This is a genomic window from Leuconostoc falkenbergense (assembly GCF_045801155.1).
GTDB classification, from domain to species: domain Bacteria; phylum Bacillota; class Bacilli; order Lactobacillales; family Lactobacillaceae; genus Leuconostoc; species Leuconostoc falkenbergense.
The window spans coordinates 492,337-507,126 of the sequence record NZ_CP174386.1 but is presented as its reverse complement, the minus strand read 5'-3'; the positions used below and the strand labels follow the sequence as shown (position 1 = coordinate 507,126).

The 14,790-nt window shown below is 39.9% G+C and carries 16 protein-coding genes and 1 riboswitch; of the genes, 3 read left to right on the top strand and 13 right to left on the bottom strand.

What is annotated here, in order from left to right; all coding sequences use genetic code 11:
- The first annotated feature begins 77 nt into the window (after window positions 1-77).
- Complete coding sequence (locus ACI3ES_RS02555) at window positions 78-2,198, top strand: sodium:proton antiporter (protein ID WP_114666429.1); 2,121 nt, start codon at window positions 78-80, stop codon at window positions 2,196-2,198.
- A 27-nt stretch (window positions 2,199-2,225) separates the two neighbouring features.
- Here the strand turns inward: ACI3ES_RS02555 and ACI3ES_RS02550 are convergent, their stop codons facing one another.
- The 4 genes from ACI3ES_RS02550 to ACI3ES_RS02535 are packed head-to-tail and all read right to left on the bottom strand — an operon-like array spanning window position 2,226 to window position 5,086.
- Window positions 2,226-2,819 carry a DUF1054 family protein gene (locus tag ACI3ES_RS02550; protein ID WP_114666428.1) on the bottom strand — a complete coding sequence of 198 codons (594 nt, stop codon included), beginning with the start codon at window positions 2,817-2,819 and terminating at the stop codon, window positions 2,226-2,228.
- On the bottom strand, window positions 2,803-3,663 hold the full coding sequence (locus ACI3ES_RS02545) for a YihY/virulence factor BrkB family protein (RefSeq protein ID WP_114666427.1): 861 nt from the start codon (window positions 3,661-3,663) through the stop codon (window positions 2,803-2,805). Before ACI3ES_RS02545 ends, ACI3ES_RS02550 begins: the two co-directional genes overlap by 17 nt.
- Window positions 3,664-3,706: 43 nt before the next feature.
- Complete coding sequence (locus ACI3ES_RS02540) at window positions 3,707-4,396, bottom strand: VIT family protein (RefSeq protein ID WP_036086962.1); 690 nt, start codon at window positions 4,394-4,396, stop codon at window positions 3,707-3,709.
- A gap of 12 nt (window positions 4,397-4,408) precedes the next feature.
- The gene (locus ACI3ES_RS02535; protein ID WP_114666426.1) at window positions 4,409-5,086 is read right to left on the bottom strand and encodes a VIT family protein; all 678 of its coding nucleotides are present in this window, start codon (window positions 5,084-5,086) and stop codon (window positions 4,409-4,411) included.
- A 130-nt stretch (window positions 5,087-5,216) separates the two neighbouring features.
- On the opposite strand from ACI3ES_RS02535, the gene ACI3ES_RS02530 reads away from it, so the two are divergent.
- Window positions 5,217-5,621, top strand: a complete 405-nt coding sequence (locus ACI3ES_RS02530) for a Fur family transcriptional regulator (protein WP_114666425.1) — start codon at window positions 5,217-5,219, stop codon at window positions 5,619-5,621.
- A gap of 33 nt (window positions 5,622-5,654) precedes the next feature.
- Here ACI3ES_RS02530 and ACI3ES_RS02525 read toward each other — a convergent pair whose 3' ends face one another.
- Entirely contained in the window at window positions 5,655-6,584 is a 930-nt protein-coding gene (locus tag ACI3ES_RS02525) for an alpha/beta hydrolase (protein ID WP_142511280.1), read from the bottom strand.
- 191 nt (window positions 6,585-6,775) lie between these two features.
- Between ACI3ES_RS02525 and ACI3ES_RS02520 the strand changes: the two genes are divergently transcribed.
- Window positions 6,776-8,587 carry a M3 family oligoendopeptidase gene (locus ACI3ES_RS02520; protein WP_407632016.1) on the top strand — a complete coding sequence of 604 codons (1,812 nt, stop codon included), beginning with the start codon at window positions 6,776-6,778 and terminating at the stop codon, window positions 8,585-8,587.
- Between the two features lie 53 nt (window positions 8,588-8,640).
- Here the strand turns inward: ACI3ES_RS02520 and thiE are convergent, their stop codons facing one another.
- The 8 genes from thiE to ACI3ES_RS02480 form a co-directional block, all read right to left on the bottom strand.
- Window positions 8,641-9,279: a thiamine phosphate synthase gene (gene thiE, locus ACI3ES_RS02515; RefSeq protein ID WP_114666422.1), complete on the bottom strand. Its 639-nt coding sequence runs from the start codon at window positions 9,277-9,279 to the stop codon at window positions 8,641-8,643.
- The gene (gene thiD / locus ACI3ES_RS02510; RefSeq protein WP_114666421.1) at window positions 9,269-10,102 is read right to left on the bottom strand and encodes a bifunctional hydroxymethylpyrimidine kinase/phosphomethylpyrimidine kinase; all 834 of its coding nucleotides are present in this window, start codon (window positions 10,100-10,102) and stop codon (window positions 9,269-9,271) included. The genes thiE and thiD overlap by 11 nt, the downstream gene beginning before the upstream one ends.
- Window positions 10,099-10,875, bottom strand: coding sequence for a hydroxyethylthiazole kinase (gene thiM, locus ACI3ES_RS02505; protein WP_114666420.1), 777 nt, complete (start codon window positions 10,873-10,875; stop codon window positions 10,099-10,101). The genes thiD and thiM overlap by 4 nt, the downstream gene beginning before the upstream one ends.
- Complete coding sequence (locus ACI3ES_RS02500) at window positions 10,875-11,435, bottom strand: transcriptional regulator (RefSeq protein WP_114666419.1); 561 nt, start codon at window positions 11,433-11,435, stop codon at window positions 10,875-10,877. Before ACI3ES_RS02500 ends, thiM begins: the two co-directional genes overlap by 1 nt.
- A gap of 87 nt (window positions 11,436-11,522) precedes the next feature.
- Window positions 11,523-11,611, bottom strand: a riboswitch (TPP riboswitch).
- A gap of 38 nt (window positions 11,612-11,649) precedes the next feature.
- Window positions 11,650-12,156: a hypothetical protein gene (locus tag ACI3ES_RS02495; RefSeq protein WP_004910118.1), complete on the bottom strand. Its 507-nt coding sequence runs from the start codon at window positions 12,154-12,156 to the stop codon at window positions 11,650-11,652.
- The gene (locus tag ACI3ES_RS02490) at window positions 12,153-12,443 is read right to left on the bottom strand and encodes a hypothetical protein (protein ID WP_004910121.1); all 291 of its coding nucleotides are present in this window, start codon (window positions 12,441-12,443) and stop codon (window positions 12,153-12,155) included. The genes ACI3ES_RS02495 and ACI3ES_RS02490 overlap by 4 nt, the downstream gene beginning before the upstream one ends.
- On the bottom strand, window positions 12,440-13,597 hold the full coding sequence (locus ACI3ES_RS02485) for a VWA-like domain-containing protein (protein WP_114666418.1): 1,158 nt from the start codon (window positions 13,595-13,597) through the stop codon (window positions 12,440-12,442). Before ACI3ES_RS02485 ends, ACI3ES_RS02490 begins: the two co-directional genes overlap by 4 nt.
- A complete protein-coding gene (locus ACI3ES_RS02480; RefSeq protein WP_114666417.1) occupies window positions 13,594-14,745 on the bottom strand; it encodes an ATP-binding protein in 1,152 nt (383 codons plus the stop codon). The genes ACI3ES_RS02485 and ACI3ES_RS02480 overlap by 4 nt, the downstream gene beginning before the upstream one ends.
- Window positions 14,746-14,790 lie beyond the last annotated feature (45 nt).

Sequence of the window (14,790 nt, the reverse complement as noted above, 5' to 3'; positions counted from 1 at the left end):
TGAATCATGTGGTTTTAAGCTTAAAACGCCACATACATTAATTTCATGATTACTAACAATCATTAATGAGGATTCAAATGGAAACACTTTATACCCTTTCGTTACTGCTTATTGGTGTTATTGCCACTAACATTATTAAAGATTTTATTCCAAAAATACCTGAAGCATTCATTCTAATCATTGTTGGTGTTGCTATGTCATTTACACCAATTTTTAACACTTTTGAATTAGAACCCGAATTTTTTATGTTAATGATTATTGCCCCGATTATGTTTATTGACGGTCAAAAACAATCATTTTCCAAAATTAAAAAGCGATTTGGTGGTATCTGGACGCTCTCGGTCGTTCTGGCCGTAGTAACTGCCTTAGTGGTTGGCATGATTACCAATCACGTTGAAGTAGCTTGGACACTGCCATTAGCAATTACTTTAGCTGCCATCGTGACACCTACTGATGCTGTTGCCGTCAAATCGCTAACTGCCGGTACTGATATGCCTGAGGGCGTCGGTGAAGCATTAGAATTGGAATCACTTTTTAATGACGCCACAGGCTTAGTCATGTTAGATTTATCCTTGTCCGTGCTCTCAAAAGGCACTTTTTCAGTGCTTAACGGTCTGGAACACTTCTTTTTTGTCGCTTTTGGCGGGGTTGTCATTGGCACTATTTCTGGGCTTTTAATTGTGGCATTGCGCGTCAATTTGCAACAACGCGCCTCCAATCCTGAAACGACCATCATCCCCATCAGCTTATTAACACCGTTTGCTGTCTATTTATTAGCTGAACACTTAGGCACATCTGGTATTTTAGCGGTCGTGGCCACTGGTATGGTCCACAACTGGGAATCAAGTCGATTACGCTTAACCTCAACAAGTGTTCAGCTGACTTCAAGAACTATTTGGGGCACCATTGCTGATGTTTTAAACGATATTGTCTTTTTGATTTTAGGCATTTCTTTACCAACTGTTTGGTTAGCCATGACTAAGATTGGGATATCTGGCACACTGCAACTAGCCGCGCTAAGTCTTTTAATTTATGTCATTATGCTTGTATTGCGATACTTTTGGGCTTTACGTGACGATGATCGTAACAACCGCTCACGTCGTCATCGTCAGACAATTCCTTCATTCTTTGGTGATCGTAATGATCAAAATCATCGTTTCTATGCTAAAATTTTTGCCATTAGTGGCGTCCATGGTACTGTAACGTTAGCAATGGCTTTCTCATTACCTTATCAAATTGGCGGACGTGCTTTCCCATATCGCGAAGAGCTCATCATAGTCGCTACTATTGTCATTTTACTCAGCATGCTAATCAGTGCAATTGTGCTACCACTTAGCCTGCCAAAAAAAGTAGAAGCCTATTCCGATAGTGATTTAACCCATATTCGCGATAAAATGGTGGATTACGCCTCACTCAAAATTTTAGATACTGTCACTGACCATAGCACGCGTGAAGTATTATCAGCACAATTACAATCACAAAAAAATAAACTATTTATGATGGATGATAGGAAACGTCAATCACCTGAATTTATTGATTTAATTGCTGATACGCAGGATTTTATGATAGCTTATGTGCATGGCGATTATGCCTCTGCAACATATAGCTTAACTACCATCAATGCTTACACGAAAATACTCAATTACTCATTTAATAATAGTCAAAAAACAATGGGACATTTTAGTCATCACCTGAAGCATGCTTTGAAGCGCTTTATGAGACAATCTGCTTGGCATTTAGCTAATGGTGCAATTACCAAAGCACAACGTGACCGTATACGAAAAACAAAGCTTGCTAGCGATCCCAAATTTGCCGAAAACATTGAAAAATGGACTAATACAAGAAAAGAAATGTTACGCTTAAATGAGGATGTGATCACTGCCACAGACAAACATTTAGATGATTTGTTAAGAGAACGCCTCGACAATAAACAAAGTGACAACGACTATATCTACATGACTCGCGAAACAATGAATCGCTTCTTCAGTGCCATTAAACGTGATTACCGCCAACAAACAACACAAGTTGACAACAGCCTATACATTCAAGCATTTCAATTTGAATATGATTTTGTACAACAGGGTGTCACAGATGGCTTTATTCCGACGTCAATGGCAAGTGTCTTATATACTGAAATTAACCAAGCACAAACTTTACAGCTGCAAGAAAACAATCAGTTTGATGCCATTGGTGGCTAAAAAAAGAACTTCAATGAAGTTCTTTTTTTAAACGAGTTGTTCATAAATTGGTTTTAATGTTTTTAGCGTATCGCTTAATGCCACCACTAGGCTTTCAGTGCCCACGCGTTGATCACCTCTTGGTATCACAACGCCAATCAAAACCTCACTATGTTTAACCTCTTGATACCGTTTAACTAAATGTGAGTAGTCTGACAGAGGTACTGTTTCATTAACCATGTGATCAGGGCTAAGCCGATAACTGGCTGGTAAAGATAAAACCATGTCAGTCACTGCTGTCATTTTATTGACAATGTCAGTAGTTTGTTTTGGCTTCATATTTTCTTCAATCGCCAAATAAAAATAAATATGATCAGCCCACATACCCAACTCAAAGTGCGGCAACATTTTATACCCGCGTCGATTGGGGGCAAAAGCCACCCATGTGTTATCTGGCGCATAGGTAGTTCGCCGCAAATGTTTTGCGACATGTGCATACCATTCTTGTCCATCTTCTTGCAAAATTGGTAAAGCGATGTCAGCAAATTCAACAAATGTTGGATCAATAATAGCCTTAATTTTGGCCATTCGTCCTGCTAACGTTTCATCATTAAAAATATCAAAATCACTGTCTTGAAACAAGATCTTTCCCCCATTTTATCTCAGCTATCCACTTTATAATTACATATCCCAATACTAGAATTGTTGCAATCAAGTTCAACCAAATTAACAGTACAATCATGGAACTCACAGATTGATAAAAGTCATATTTTCCAATTGCAATCTTAGCATAGATGGTAAACCCTTTGTTCAAAGCATTTAGCATCAATAATTCTATGAAACTGCCAACCACGACAAACCGCAGAGGCGCTCTCGCATCTTTAGTGGGTAACAAAAAGTTCATCATCGTTAACGCTAACCACATCCCCAACCAGATAAACCAACGCGTTTGGTGTTGCAAAAAGCTGGTCCATTGCGTATGCGGTAAGTGCTGCATAGCAATCGTTAGAACGTTACTCCCAATCATCAATAAAGCGAACGCTGCAATAATCACAAGTAACCATAGAAATGAAAACAAACGTGTCAACATGTTATTAAAACGTTCATCAACATCAGCAATGGCATTGAAAGACTTACGGAATACAGCAATCACGCGAGAAATTGACCAAATAGTGAAGATAACAGTAAACGACAGCAATGAGGCACTTTTGGACGCCAAGACTGACTGCATAATTGGAATCACAATATTTTCAATATTTTTTGGTAGCATATTGCGCATGGCAGTCAATAAATCTGCTGTACTAAAGCTTGTAAAGGACACGATCATCGCTGCGCCCATCAATATTGGAAAGACCGTTAACAAGGCATAGTAAGCAAATGTCGGACCAACATAACCAATTTGTGATCGCGAAAAAAGCTCGCCTAAAGTGGATAATTTAAAACGCGCATCAATCACACGCCATGTTTGCTTAATTTTGTTGTTCATGCTCTCATTATCTCAAATAATAAGCCCCATGAGCAAGTCTATCTCAAAACAGTTTTCCAATACCAAAGTGAATGGCGACTGTTACAAGACCAATAATAATATTTCGGATAACTGCACGCTTAATAAGACCATTAGAAATTTTGGCACTCAAAAATCCAGTTAACGCGACAGCCACAACAGTTGCGCCAATTGTAGCAACAAATTGATAGCGTCCTGTGACCAATATTAAGGCAGCTAATGGGAAAACACCACCAATCGCAGCACTAAATAGTGACGACCACGCTGCTGACCAAGGATTCATGTAATGTCCTAACGTCAAATCGTATTTAACACTCAAAACTGTTTCGAGTGGTTTTTTAACTAATAGTTCATCCGCAATCGCTAGCGCTGTATTTTGAGATACCCCACGCTCAACATAAAAATCTGCCACGCTCCTTCGCTGTCCTTCAAAATCATCATGTAATAACTTTTTTTCACGTGCGACGACAACTTTTTCACTATCAGATTGCGAACTAACTGACGCATATTCGCCTGAAGCCATCGATAAAGCACACGCTAATAAATCTGCTAAACCAGCAATAAATATCGCAAAATGATTAGTCGTGGCGGCTGCTACCGAAAACAACACACCAACAACGGTTAAAATGCCATCATTTGCCCCAAGAACACCTGCACGAATCGCATTTAGTCGCTCATCCATTGTCATACTTTTATTATTTTTTTGCTCTGACATTGTGTCCCCCTTTTATCGAAATAAACTACCGATGGCAAATGTTACAACCATCGTAAATATGCCCGCTAATACATTACGCACAGCAGCATGTTTTTTATCAGCACCATTCAAATGTGCAGCGACATAGCCTGTTAGTGCTAAGGCAATAGCAACGGCGAAAAAAGTCAGACATTCACGACTGCTTTTAGGTGACAAATACATTGCTAACATCGGCAGAATAGACCCAACTGGAAAACTAATTAACGAAGCTAACGCCGCATCTTTGGCACTCAATTCATTATCTAATGAGAAACCAAATCGTTCACGAACTGTGGTCACAAGTGGCTCCTTAGTCATCATCTCACGCGTTGCTTGCATTGCAAGCTGCTCAGAAATACCATTATCTTCATATTTCTTTTGAACAAATTTGAACTCACCGTCAAAATTTTGTTTCAACGCTAATGATTGTTCTCGTCGCACTTTTTCTTGTGCATCATGTTGTGAACTAACCGACACATATTCTCCCATTGCCATGGAAACTGTTCCAGCTAGCGTACCAGCAAAACCGGCTAAAAGAATTGTTCCGGTATGACTGGTGGCGCCAGCAACACCCAATATAATTCCTGATACTGACAAGATGCCATCATTGGCGCCCATCACTGCAGCACGAATGACATTGTTACGTTGCATCAAACTCTGCTTTTCCGACATTTTATTCCCCCCTCGTTTTTAGAATCATTCTAATATAATAACATCATAACGCTCTTGGTCTGACAATTCAAGTCGCTTGGTAGAATATTTTAGACGTGATATAATTAGGTCATATTAAATGGAGATGCTGATGCCTGATCAAAAATTGCGCAACATGTTGCAAGAACGTGGACTAAAAGCGACGTCTCAGCGTATGATTATTTTAGATTATCTGATGTCTCACAAAACCCATCCGACAGCTGAAATGATCCACGCTGATTTGCAAACAATTAGTTTAGCCACGGTTTATAATACACTTGAAAAATTGGTGGATACTGGTCTAGTTGTTGTTATTGATAGCCATGATGACAAACGCCATTTTGATTACTATGGTGAACCACACTATCACATCATCAACCAAAAAACGCATGAAATTATTGATGCTAATAATTTTGACGTGCAACCGTTACTTGACGCGGCTCGTACGGCCAGCGGTCTCAATATTTCTGGCTATCACATTGAGTTGTACGGCGTTGACCCTAAAGATGCAAAATAAAAACACAACTGTTATGAAATGACAGTTGTGTTTTTATTTGTCATACTGATTCAAAAAGTTGGTCACTTTTTGTCGATAAGCTACGGGATGATCTGGAAAACTTTGCACATGTTTTGAACCACTCGTCACCCACAACTTTTTGGGCCCCTTTGTTTCCGCGTAAAGCTGATAAACCATGCGCGTGGGTACGAAAGTATCTTTGTCACCATGAATGAACAACATTGGTCGTTTATTTTTCGCAACCTGTTTCAGTGGACTAGCCTCACTATATGAGTATCCAGCTCGCACTTTGGAAATGCCAGATACAATGTTAACAATAGGAAACCAAGGTAAGCCATACATGTCTCCAGCTTCATGTTTCACTTCTTCCAGAACGCTAGTATATGACGAATCTTCGATAAACGCTTTCACTTGTTTTGGCAAATCGTGTTCACCAGAAACATTAACGACAGTTGCTGCACCCATACTCATACCGTACATGACAATATTAGACTGTTGCCCATTTTTCTTCAGAACCTGATTAATCCAACCAATATAATCTCGTCGATCCGTCCAACCGTATCCGATTAATTTACCCTGTGAATCACCATGTGCACGATTATCTGGAATCAACACATTATATCCAAGATCGTGAAATAGTTCGCCGTAAATGGCCATCGTTGTTTTATTATTATGCCAACCATGTGCCAAAATTGCAGTTTTATTTGTCGGCTGACTGGCTGTCACATACCAAGCATCAAGTGTCAGCCCATCTGAAGTTTTTTGCGTCCAAGTCGTTTTATGACGTGCTAAAAACTTGTGCTCATAATCATAAACAGGACTGGATTTTGTTCTAAGTGCATCTGGTTTATTTGCTGCGGGATTACGAACTTCTGCAACATGAAAAAAATACATAGACGCTGATAATAATAACAGCATGACTAAGGTTACCAGACCAATTAACCACTTATAGGCACTTCTCATGACTCACATTCTCCTCGAATTCAATCTTTTTATTTTACAACTTAATTGTATAGGGGGCAAATATGTTGATTCCCCCTATTTTGAATCCTTTCAGAAAATGCCATGTTATTCTCCTCATAATCTCACATATCCAATTTTTTCAAACAATGTTATCATAAGGTAACGATAAAAATAAATTGAGGTATTCATTCATGTCTTATTCACAAACTTGGGATTTAGAAAGTATTTTCCCGGGTGGTATCACATCACCGCAACTCACTCAAAAATACGAACTCATCACTTCTCAAACACAAGACTTCGCGACAGAAGTTGACGCATACCGTGCATCTGATGATAAGGATTTCGACCAATTAGCTAACTTAGCTGATTTAGCACAAACAATTAGTGCTGGTATTGGCACAGCTGGCATTTTCGTTAATGGTTGGTCATCTGTTGATTATGGTAATAGTGTTTATGCACCTCATTTTGATAAATTAGGTAACTTGTGGGTTGCTTTTTCAACGCCACTCAACCGCTTCCAAAAACTGTTATTACAATTAGATGATGCGACCTTTGCTACGGCCATTAAAACACAACGCTTATCACCAATTGCTTTCTATTTAACAGAACTACGCACCGATGCCAAGCGCCTTTTGGATGACAGCACTGAGTCGCTGATCAATCAATTTGATCTTGATGGTCAGCAAGCATGGTCACAACACTATGACACTATTTCGGCTTCACTCTCAATGAACTACACTGACGAAACGGGCAAAACACGACAAATTTCCGCCGGCCAAGCGCTTAATATGCTAGATGGCGAACCAAATAATGAGACGCGTGCCAATATTATGGCTAATTATGAGAAAATGTGGGGTAATGCAGAAAACCTCACTGCCGACACGCTTAATCATTTGGCTGGATTCAGATTAACTAATCAGAAAGCACATCAGCGTCAAAATTATTTAGAACAACCTTTGGAAATGAATCGCATGTCTGAAGAAACTTTAAAGGCGATGTGGCATGTTGTTGACAACAACAAAGGCATGTTCAAGCCCTACTTTGACCGTAAAAAAGCCTTGCTTGGCCTCTCGCAATTGGGTTGGCAAGATCAAGTTGCACCGCTCACAAACATCGGTGATTACAGTCCTAAAGAAGTCTCTTACGATGAAGCAGCACAATTTATTATCACGCAATTTGGTAAGTTTTCACCTAAAATGGCTGATTTTGCCAAAATGGCATTTGAAAATAATTGGATTGAATCTGAAAACCGACCTGGCAAACAACCGGGTGGCTACATGGAATCTGTCCCTGATTTACATGAATCACGCATTTTTCTAACTTATACTGGATCAGTCAATGATGCCGCAACGATTGCCCATGAGTTGGGACATGCTTTTCATTCTGCTCAACTTAATGATTTGCCGTTCTGGCGTGATGCGTATGCAATGAATGTTGCTGAAACAGCTTCCACTTTCGCTGAACTTATTGTCAATGACGCTAACGTAAAAGCAGCAACGACTGACGCTGAAAAAGTGGTCTTATTAGACGCCAAAATGACTAATCCTATTGCCATGTTCTTGAACATTCATGCGCGTTTCTTATTTGAAGATGCGTTCTATACGGAGCGTCAAAATGGCGTTGTCACGCCGCAACGACTGAACGAATTGATGGATGAAGCACAAAAAAGCGCCTTTGATGGTATGCTAGATACACGTCACCCACATTTCTGGTCTTCAAAGTTACACTTCTTTATTGATTCAGTCCCATTTTATAATTTCCCGTACACATTCGGTTATCTCTTTTCAGCCGGTATTTATGCACAAGCACAAAAAGATGGTGATAATTTCGAGGATAAATATATTGCGTTGCTTCGTGACACAGCAAATATGACATCAGAAGAATTAGCTCAAAAACATTTAGATGTTGATCTGACTAAGCCAGATTTCTGGCAAGCTGGTGCCGATTTGGTTAAAAAAGATATTGATGAATTTTTGTCGCTATCTGAACAATTTATAAAGTAAAAATCATATTAAAGAGACTCAGCGTGTTAAACATGTTGAGCCTCTTTTAATCTTTATGAGTTTTGTTGCCAATTTATCACTGCGTCTGCGACATTATCAGCTGCACTAATCATGCTAATAACAGCCACGCCATTGATACCAGTCGCATAAATATCATCTATATTTTGATTTGAAATACCACCAATAGCGACGATTGGCCAATCACTAATGCTTTTAATGTGTCTCAAGCCTTCGAGACCAATTGGTGGATTAGCATCAGCTTTTGTCTTCGTCGCAAATATTGGTCCAACACCAATGTAATCAATTCCCGATACACCTTGAACACGATGAAAATCAGCTTGCGTCGTCACGGACACACCAACAAACATACCATTGCAAGCACGCACATTTTCAATAATATTACCATCCTTTTGACCAAAGTGCACACCATCAGCGTGAATTTGGTGAGCTAATGGAATATCATCGTCGATGATTAGAGGCACGTGATACTGGCGTGTTAAGTCGCGTACACGCTCTGCTACACGATATTTTTCAGCGCCTTTTAATGCGCCATCACCTTTTTCACGATATTGAAAAGCAGTAATACCATATTTCAAAGCGGTTGTTAAAATATCAAAAAATTGTGATTCGTTTTCCACATTTTGAGTGCCTAAAACAAAATAACGTCGTAATATTAATGGATTAAATGTCATGAAGTACCTCAACTGTATCTTCTGTCACCAATTTGGTCCCATGGTTAAGTGGCCCATGCCCGTGTCCAACAGCAATGCCATCACGAATTGTGGCATCAACGTATCTTTTCCCATGCAAAATCGCCACATCTAAAGTTTTGCCAAGCGCTAATTGTGCTGTAATCGCTGCCGAAATAGTGTCTCCAGTGCCGTGGGTACGCTCCGTAAGAACCCGCTGACTTGCCAACCAGAAATCTGTCCCATCAGCCAATAAGACGTAATCCTCAATACGTGATGACTGCCCATGACCTCCTTTCAATAAAACATTTTTAGCGCCTAATTTTTGAATCGCCTTAGCTGCACGTTGCATGTCTTGCCGATTATTAATCGCTTGACCACTTAAAATTTCAGCTTCTGGCATATTAGGCGTTACAAGTTCTGTTAGCGGTAACAATAAACTTTTAACGGCAGCCACTGCATCAGGATTAAGCAACTTTGCGCCACCTTTCGCAACCATTACCGGATCTAACACATATTTACCAAAATCAAAATTTTGCAAGCCTTTGGCAACAAGCGCTACTGTCTCTGCGTTTCCGAGCATACCAGTTTTGGTTGCTTTGATAGCTAAATCATCAGCGATTGATTGCATTTGTGACCAAATCATATCAGGTGGTGTCATCAAAACATCTTGAACACCCAATGTATTTTGCGCTGTTAAAGCGACAAACACATTAGCACCATAAACACCCTGTGCAGCAAATGTCTTTAAATCAGCGCTAATACCAGCACCGCCACTACTATCAGCACCAGCGATTGTTAATACTTGTGGTGTTTCATTGCTCATAAGTATTGCACACTTTCAGTCATAAATGTCGCTACTTCCTCACTTGTAATTGCAGCAAGTTCATCTAGCAATTGCATACTATAAAAACCTGGTGTCGTGATTTGATGGCTGGCTTTGAGGCCAGCTAACTTAAACGTTGCCATCGTGTACATGACATTTTCCATAGTGAGTGATTCAGCCACAAAAGCACCAATCATGGACGATAATGCATCACCAGTTCCCACATTAGTTGATAATAATGGCACGTCTGTCTCAATGACGGCAGTTTGATGCCCATCGCTAATAACATCTTTGGCACCACTTAATGCAATTATGGCACCAGTCTTTTCTGCTGCTAATTGTGCGATGGCAATTACATCACCACTACCAGTGGCGTCAATGCCTTGGCTGTCAAAATCAATATCGGCAAACCACGCGATTTCCGCTGCGTTACCTCGAATAATATCAACATGCCCTTCTCGCATCAAAGTCTGCACGGCCTTACTACGAAAAGGTACTGCAACAGCAACTGGATCCAAGATAACAGGTTTATCTAAGTTAGTAGCGACCTTTGAGAGCGTTACAATATCTGATAATTCATTGGCCTTAAGCGTACCAATATTAATGACAACGGCATGTGCAATTTGACATAAATCATTAAATTCACTAACTTCGCGACTCATAAGCGGCGAACCACCAATAACATTCACTACATTGGCTACGAATTGTGGGGTAACAAAGTTAGCATAGGTCAGAACAAGCGGTGATTGTGTCCGTACATTTTTAATTGTCATTAGTATTGACTCCCTTTTTCATAGGCATTCCGCCAAAATTTTAGTTCAAATTGATACGATTTTTCAAAAATAGCGACATCTAGTCGACTGTCTGAATGGTCAACAATCTGCCAGTAATAGGTTACCAAATCATGGTATTGTTTACTGGCATAATATTGCTGCCAACCATTGTTTGTTTGATGTGCCAGTGCTTTAGCTATAAAGTAATAGGATTCCACACAAGGTAAGGTTGCCATGATTGCTGACATAGCACCTTTTTGAGCTGCTGCACGCATATGATTAACATAGGATTGCCCAACCAAATCTAAAGGCTTTGAGGCAACAGCATCCACTAGACTAAGATGTGCTTGTCCCTCATCATCGCTTGTCGGTCTGGTTAAATGTAATGATTCATCAATTTGATCAACGATAGGCATAAAAGCTTCGATATAACTGGCATCTTGAGCCGTATAATAATCGGCTTGATGCTTGGTTAATGAGTTATTACCAATTGCTTTCACGAAAGGCTCAGCCATTATTTGAGGCATAAACTGTTCTCTAATTGTTTGTAATGAGGTCATGTTTTCTCCATAATAGGACACAAAAAGGCCGCGAACCCACTCCAAGAAGATGCGTTCACGGCCAGTAATCAACATTTAAAAAACACTAGCTTATGCAACATATCTCCCTGCGTACGTACTAACGTCATCAGGTTCAATGGGTATTTCTCAGCCAATCGGCACCCCAGATATTTTATTCATTTCAAGATAAGTGTAAACGAATGTCACCAGATAATCAACCCCACCATTCAGGATCAACATCTCTCATTTGATGTTTCAGTGACAATTGCGAATCACTTGTAACACGTTGGTAAGTCGTTGTGTAGGGATTTTTCATCAAATTAATCATTTGCTGATACTGTGTACTTTTCAAAAAATCAGCTAATTGACTGTGATTTTGCCAAAAAGTCCACAACATATAATCTGCTTTACCATTATCATTTTGAGCCACAACACCGGCAACATTTACTAACTTACCAATTAGTTTATCATTATCATCTTTAGCCTGAAAGGCAATTTGATGAATCACACGGCCAGTTAATTGACCATTAATATAACGACTATCAAAGCCTAATGGCCGTTGAAATTGTTGGACAATTTCTGGCGCATCCAAAATCAAAACATTCGAACCCGCCAATTGTGATACCTTGCCGAGGTAAAACACGTTGTCTGGATTCGCTGTTTGAAGTGCTAATAATTCTGAAACTGACTGTTCTGGTGCAAGTACAAGATTAATTTTCATAAGAATGGCTCCTTTAACATTGTGACGACATCTGGTGAAAGCCGAACTGCATTACGCTGAATAAACTGTTGGACGCCTTTAAACGTTGTCAGATCAACTGTGGGTGTCATAGCATCTGATGCAACTAATGCTTTTGCATAGACAATATCTGAACGCGTCATCATCGTCATGCCCCATGGCTCGCTCAGTAACAGTGATTCCCATTGATCAGTTAATAATGCTTCAGCTCTTTTGAACCGATTGTCTTTGGCAATAAAACTACTCAGATCTGTTGGATTTAATTTCATAGGGTCAACACCTTTCCAATTTGATTAGGCAAACTGAGTTGTTGCTCTTCTGGCAGTATCCAATAAACACGACGATACTGTGACATAATCGGTGATGTTTCACCGTCACCATCAGTTAGGATAATCACTGTTGTCGTCTCACGAGGTGTTTTTTGTTTATCTAGATAGTCAAAAATACTTTGAAATGCCGTTCCTCCGCCAGCACGGCGCTGCCAATGATTGATATTTTTAATCACTTCAACTGCTGTATCAAATGAAAACACGCGGACTTTAGCATCAAATTGTTGTGTTATTTGCATCACATTGGCTAGGAATTTACCCACTAGTCTATCACTAATAGAAGCTGAATTGTCGACAAATACCAAAATTTCATTTTCGTACGTACTAATTTCACCAAATAAGTCCATTCGATAGGCTTGGCGCCGATTAAATCGTGCGCGTGATGGTTGCTTTTGATTAGGTACTTGGCTTACCCCTGTTTTGAAGATTTGACGCCAATTTTTTTTAGGCACCACCACCGCGGAAATCTGTTGTATGACAGCACTAGCCAAGTGACCTCGCCCAGATTTTTGTGCATCTTCATTGGCTTGCCGAATGACTTGTTCAAGTGCCGATTTAGCCTCATCAGACTCATCGCCAACACTCGCCCAATCACCGTGGCCGTCGACGTCACCATGAGCAGGCACATCATCTTCAAAACGACTGATTAAATCAATATAAGTTTGCGAATCTTGATAAGGCGCAAACCATTCGCCGTACACATCAAACAACATTTGCAAAGTCACAGCCGTTGGTAACTCACCTAATTCCTTAGGTAAATATTGATTAATCGCCACATCAGTCCCTAGATCAACAACTGATTTTGCTTGGTGCGTTGCAGCATAGCGAACTGGGTGTTCCCAAATAACATGCAGTGATTCATGTGCCAATGCAGCAGCAATCTGATTATACGTGCTGAAATTTTCCGTTAAACGTGCTGGATTGATTACTAAGTACCAACGATGATTTTGCCATTTTAATGCCAAAGGATGCGGTGCTAACAGGTTCATTTCGCGGGTTAAATTCATGACAATGTTGCCATATAGTGGTGAAACATCGAGTAAGGTTTTAATACCACCTAATATTAAATTATCCGTTTCATCCTTTGTTATCATCTGGTCGCAATGTCCATAATTTGTTGATACAACACGTTTGCATAGTGTTCTTCTGAATTGTACAAATCATCTAAAATTGGAGCATTTGTCATTTGCTTAACCAGTGCATATTGACCATCTGGTGCCAGCAATTGTAGTAATTCACTAAAACGTGCAGCGTTATTATCGTGTGTCATATCTGCCGTCAATAACAATGTTTTCATCACTGTCATTTTTTGAATTTCTGAATAGCTTTCAAATTTGGAACGAATGGTTAAAGGTACTTTAGGTCCGTCTGGTTTTGAGTCAAAGACTTCTTCGGCAGTTAAGCTAGGCGTTTGTTCGCGTACAAATCGAACAAATTGTGTTGCCACTACTTGACCTAAATCACCCGCCACAATATCAAATAACAAATCTTCTTGCTGACGATTAGATAGCCTAAGCAATTCAAAAAGATCATCCGACACACGTTGCCAAGCACGTGGGGTTGGATTCAAATCAACTTCACGCACGTCAGGATACAACAAACTAGCATTTTCAGCGATAAACCTGCGCACCAAATCATGAATATTGGGCCGTTGATCCCCTTTAGCAGCCCATGCTAACCAATCTTTCACTGATACGCTCATCACTAATCTTGTTGTCCGATCCTTAATTGCGGCATCAGAAGTTTGAACCGCATATTCAGATGTCTCAAAACCATGCATACTATCATCTGGATTTTCTGCCAAGATAAGGAGAACATTTTTTGGCAAAATTAGATCATTAATCTGTCGTTGTAACACTAAATTCATCAGTTCAGCCTGAACAGCTTGTGAGCCACGATTGAATTCATCTAAAAACCAAATAATTGGTTGACTCGGTACCGCTTCAGCATGCTGAATAATTTGAATCAGCGTATGTGTGTAGCCAAATTTAACGTCAGCAAGTTGCCCATAATGTTTAGTTTGCAAAAACGCACTTTCAGTCAAGGGCGGTATTGGAATCGCCAAATCGCCTTTTTCTGACAGAGAAACCACCGTTGTAAACAATTGCGCATTCATTTGCTTTGCCACATCGCTCACTAAAGCAGACTTGCCAATGCCTGCTTCTCCAACAATATTAGGCACATTACCGCCTCGTAATATCAGTGGGACTGCCGTTAATAATTGTTGATAAGTTAAACTCATAATGAACCTCATTCCTAACTATATTTTACCGCAATCCAAACAATC

Bases quoted from the DNA above. Each gene is read 5' to 3' on its own strand.
- ACI3ES_RS02555 (WP_114666429.1), top strand. From the start codon at position 78: ATGGAAACACTTTATACCCTTTCGTTACTGCTTATTGGTGTTATTGCC.
- ACI3ES_RS02545 (WP_114666427.1), bottom strand. From the start codon at position 3,663: ATGAACAACAAAATTAAGCAAACATGGCGTGTGATTGATGCGCGTTTT.
- ACI3ES_RS02540 (WP_036086962.1), bottom strand. From the start codon at position 4,396: ATGTCAGAGCAAAAAAATAATAAAAGTATGACAATGGATGAGCGACTA.
- ACI3ES_RS02535 (WP_114666426.1), bottom strand. From the start codon at position 5,086: ATGTCGGAAAAGCAGAGTTTGATGCAACGTAACAATGTCATTCGTGCT.
- ACI3ES_RS02530 (WP_114666425.1), top strand. From the start codon at position 5,217: ATGCCTGATCAAAAATTGCGCAACATGTTGCAAGAACGTGGACTAAAA.
- ACI3ES_RS02525 (WP_142511280.1), bottom strand. From the start codon at position 6,584: ATGAGAAGTGCCTATAAGTGGTTAATTGGTCTGGTAACCTTAGTCATG.
- ACI3ES_RS02520 (WP_407632016.1), top strand. From the start codon at position 6,776: ATGTCTTATTCACAAACTTGGGATTTAGAAAGTATTTTCCCGGGTGGT.
- thiE (WP_114666422.1), bottom strand. From the start codon at position 9,279: ATGACATTTAATCCATTAATATTACGACGTTATTTTGTTTTAGGCACT.
- thiD (WP_114666421.1), bottom strand. From the start codon at position 10,102: ATGAGCAATGAAACACCACAAGTATTAACAATCGCTGGTGCTGATAGT.
- thiM (WP_114666420.1), bottom strand. From the start codon at position 10,875: ATGACAATTAAAAATGTACGGACACAATCACCGCTTGTTCTGACCTAT.
- ACI3ES_RS02500 (WP_114666419.1), bottom strand. From the start codon at position 11,435: ATGACCTCATTACAAACAATTAGAGAACAGTTTATGCCTCAAATAATG.
- ACI3ES_RS02495 (WP_004910118.1), bottom strand. From the start codon at position 12,156: ATGAAAATTAATCTTGTACTTGCACCAGAACAGTCAGTTTCAGAATTA.
- ACI3ES_RS02490 (WP_004910121.1), bottom strand. From the start codon at position 12,443: ATGAAATTAAATCCAACAGATCTGAGTAGTTTTATTGCCAAAGACAAT.
- ACI3ES_RS02485 (WP_114666418.1), bottom strand. From the start codon at position 13,597: ATGATAACAAAGGATGAAACGGATAATTTAATATTAGGTGGTATTAAA.
- ACI3ES_RS02480 (WP_114666417.1), bottom strand. From the start codon at position 14,745: ATGAGTTTAACTTATCAACAATTATTAACGGCAGTCCCACTGATATTA.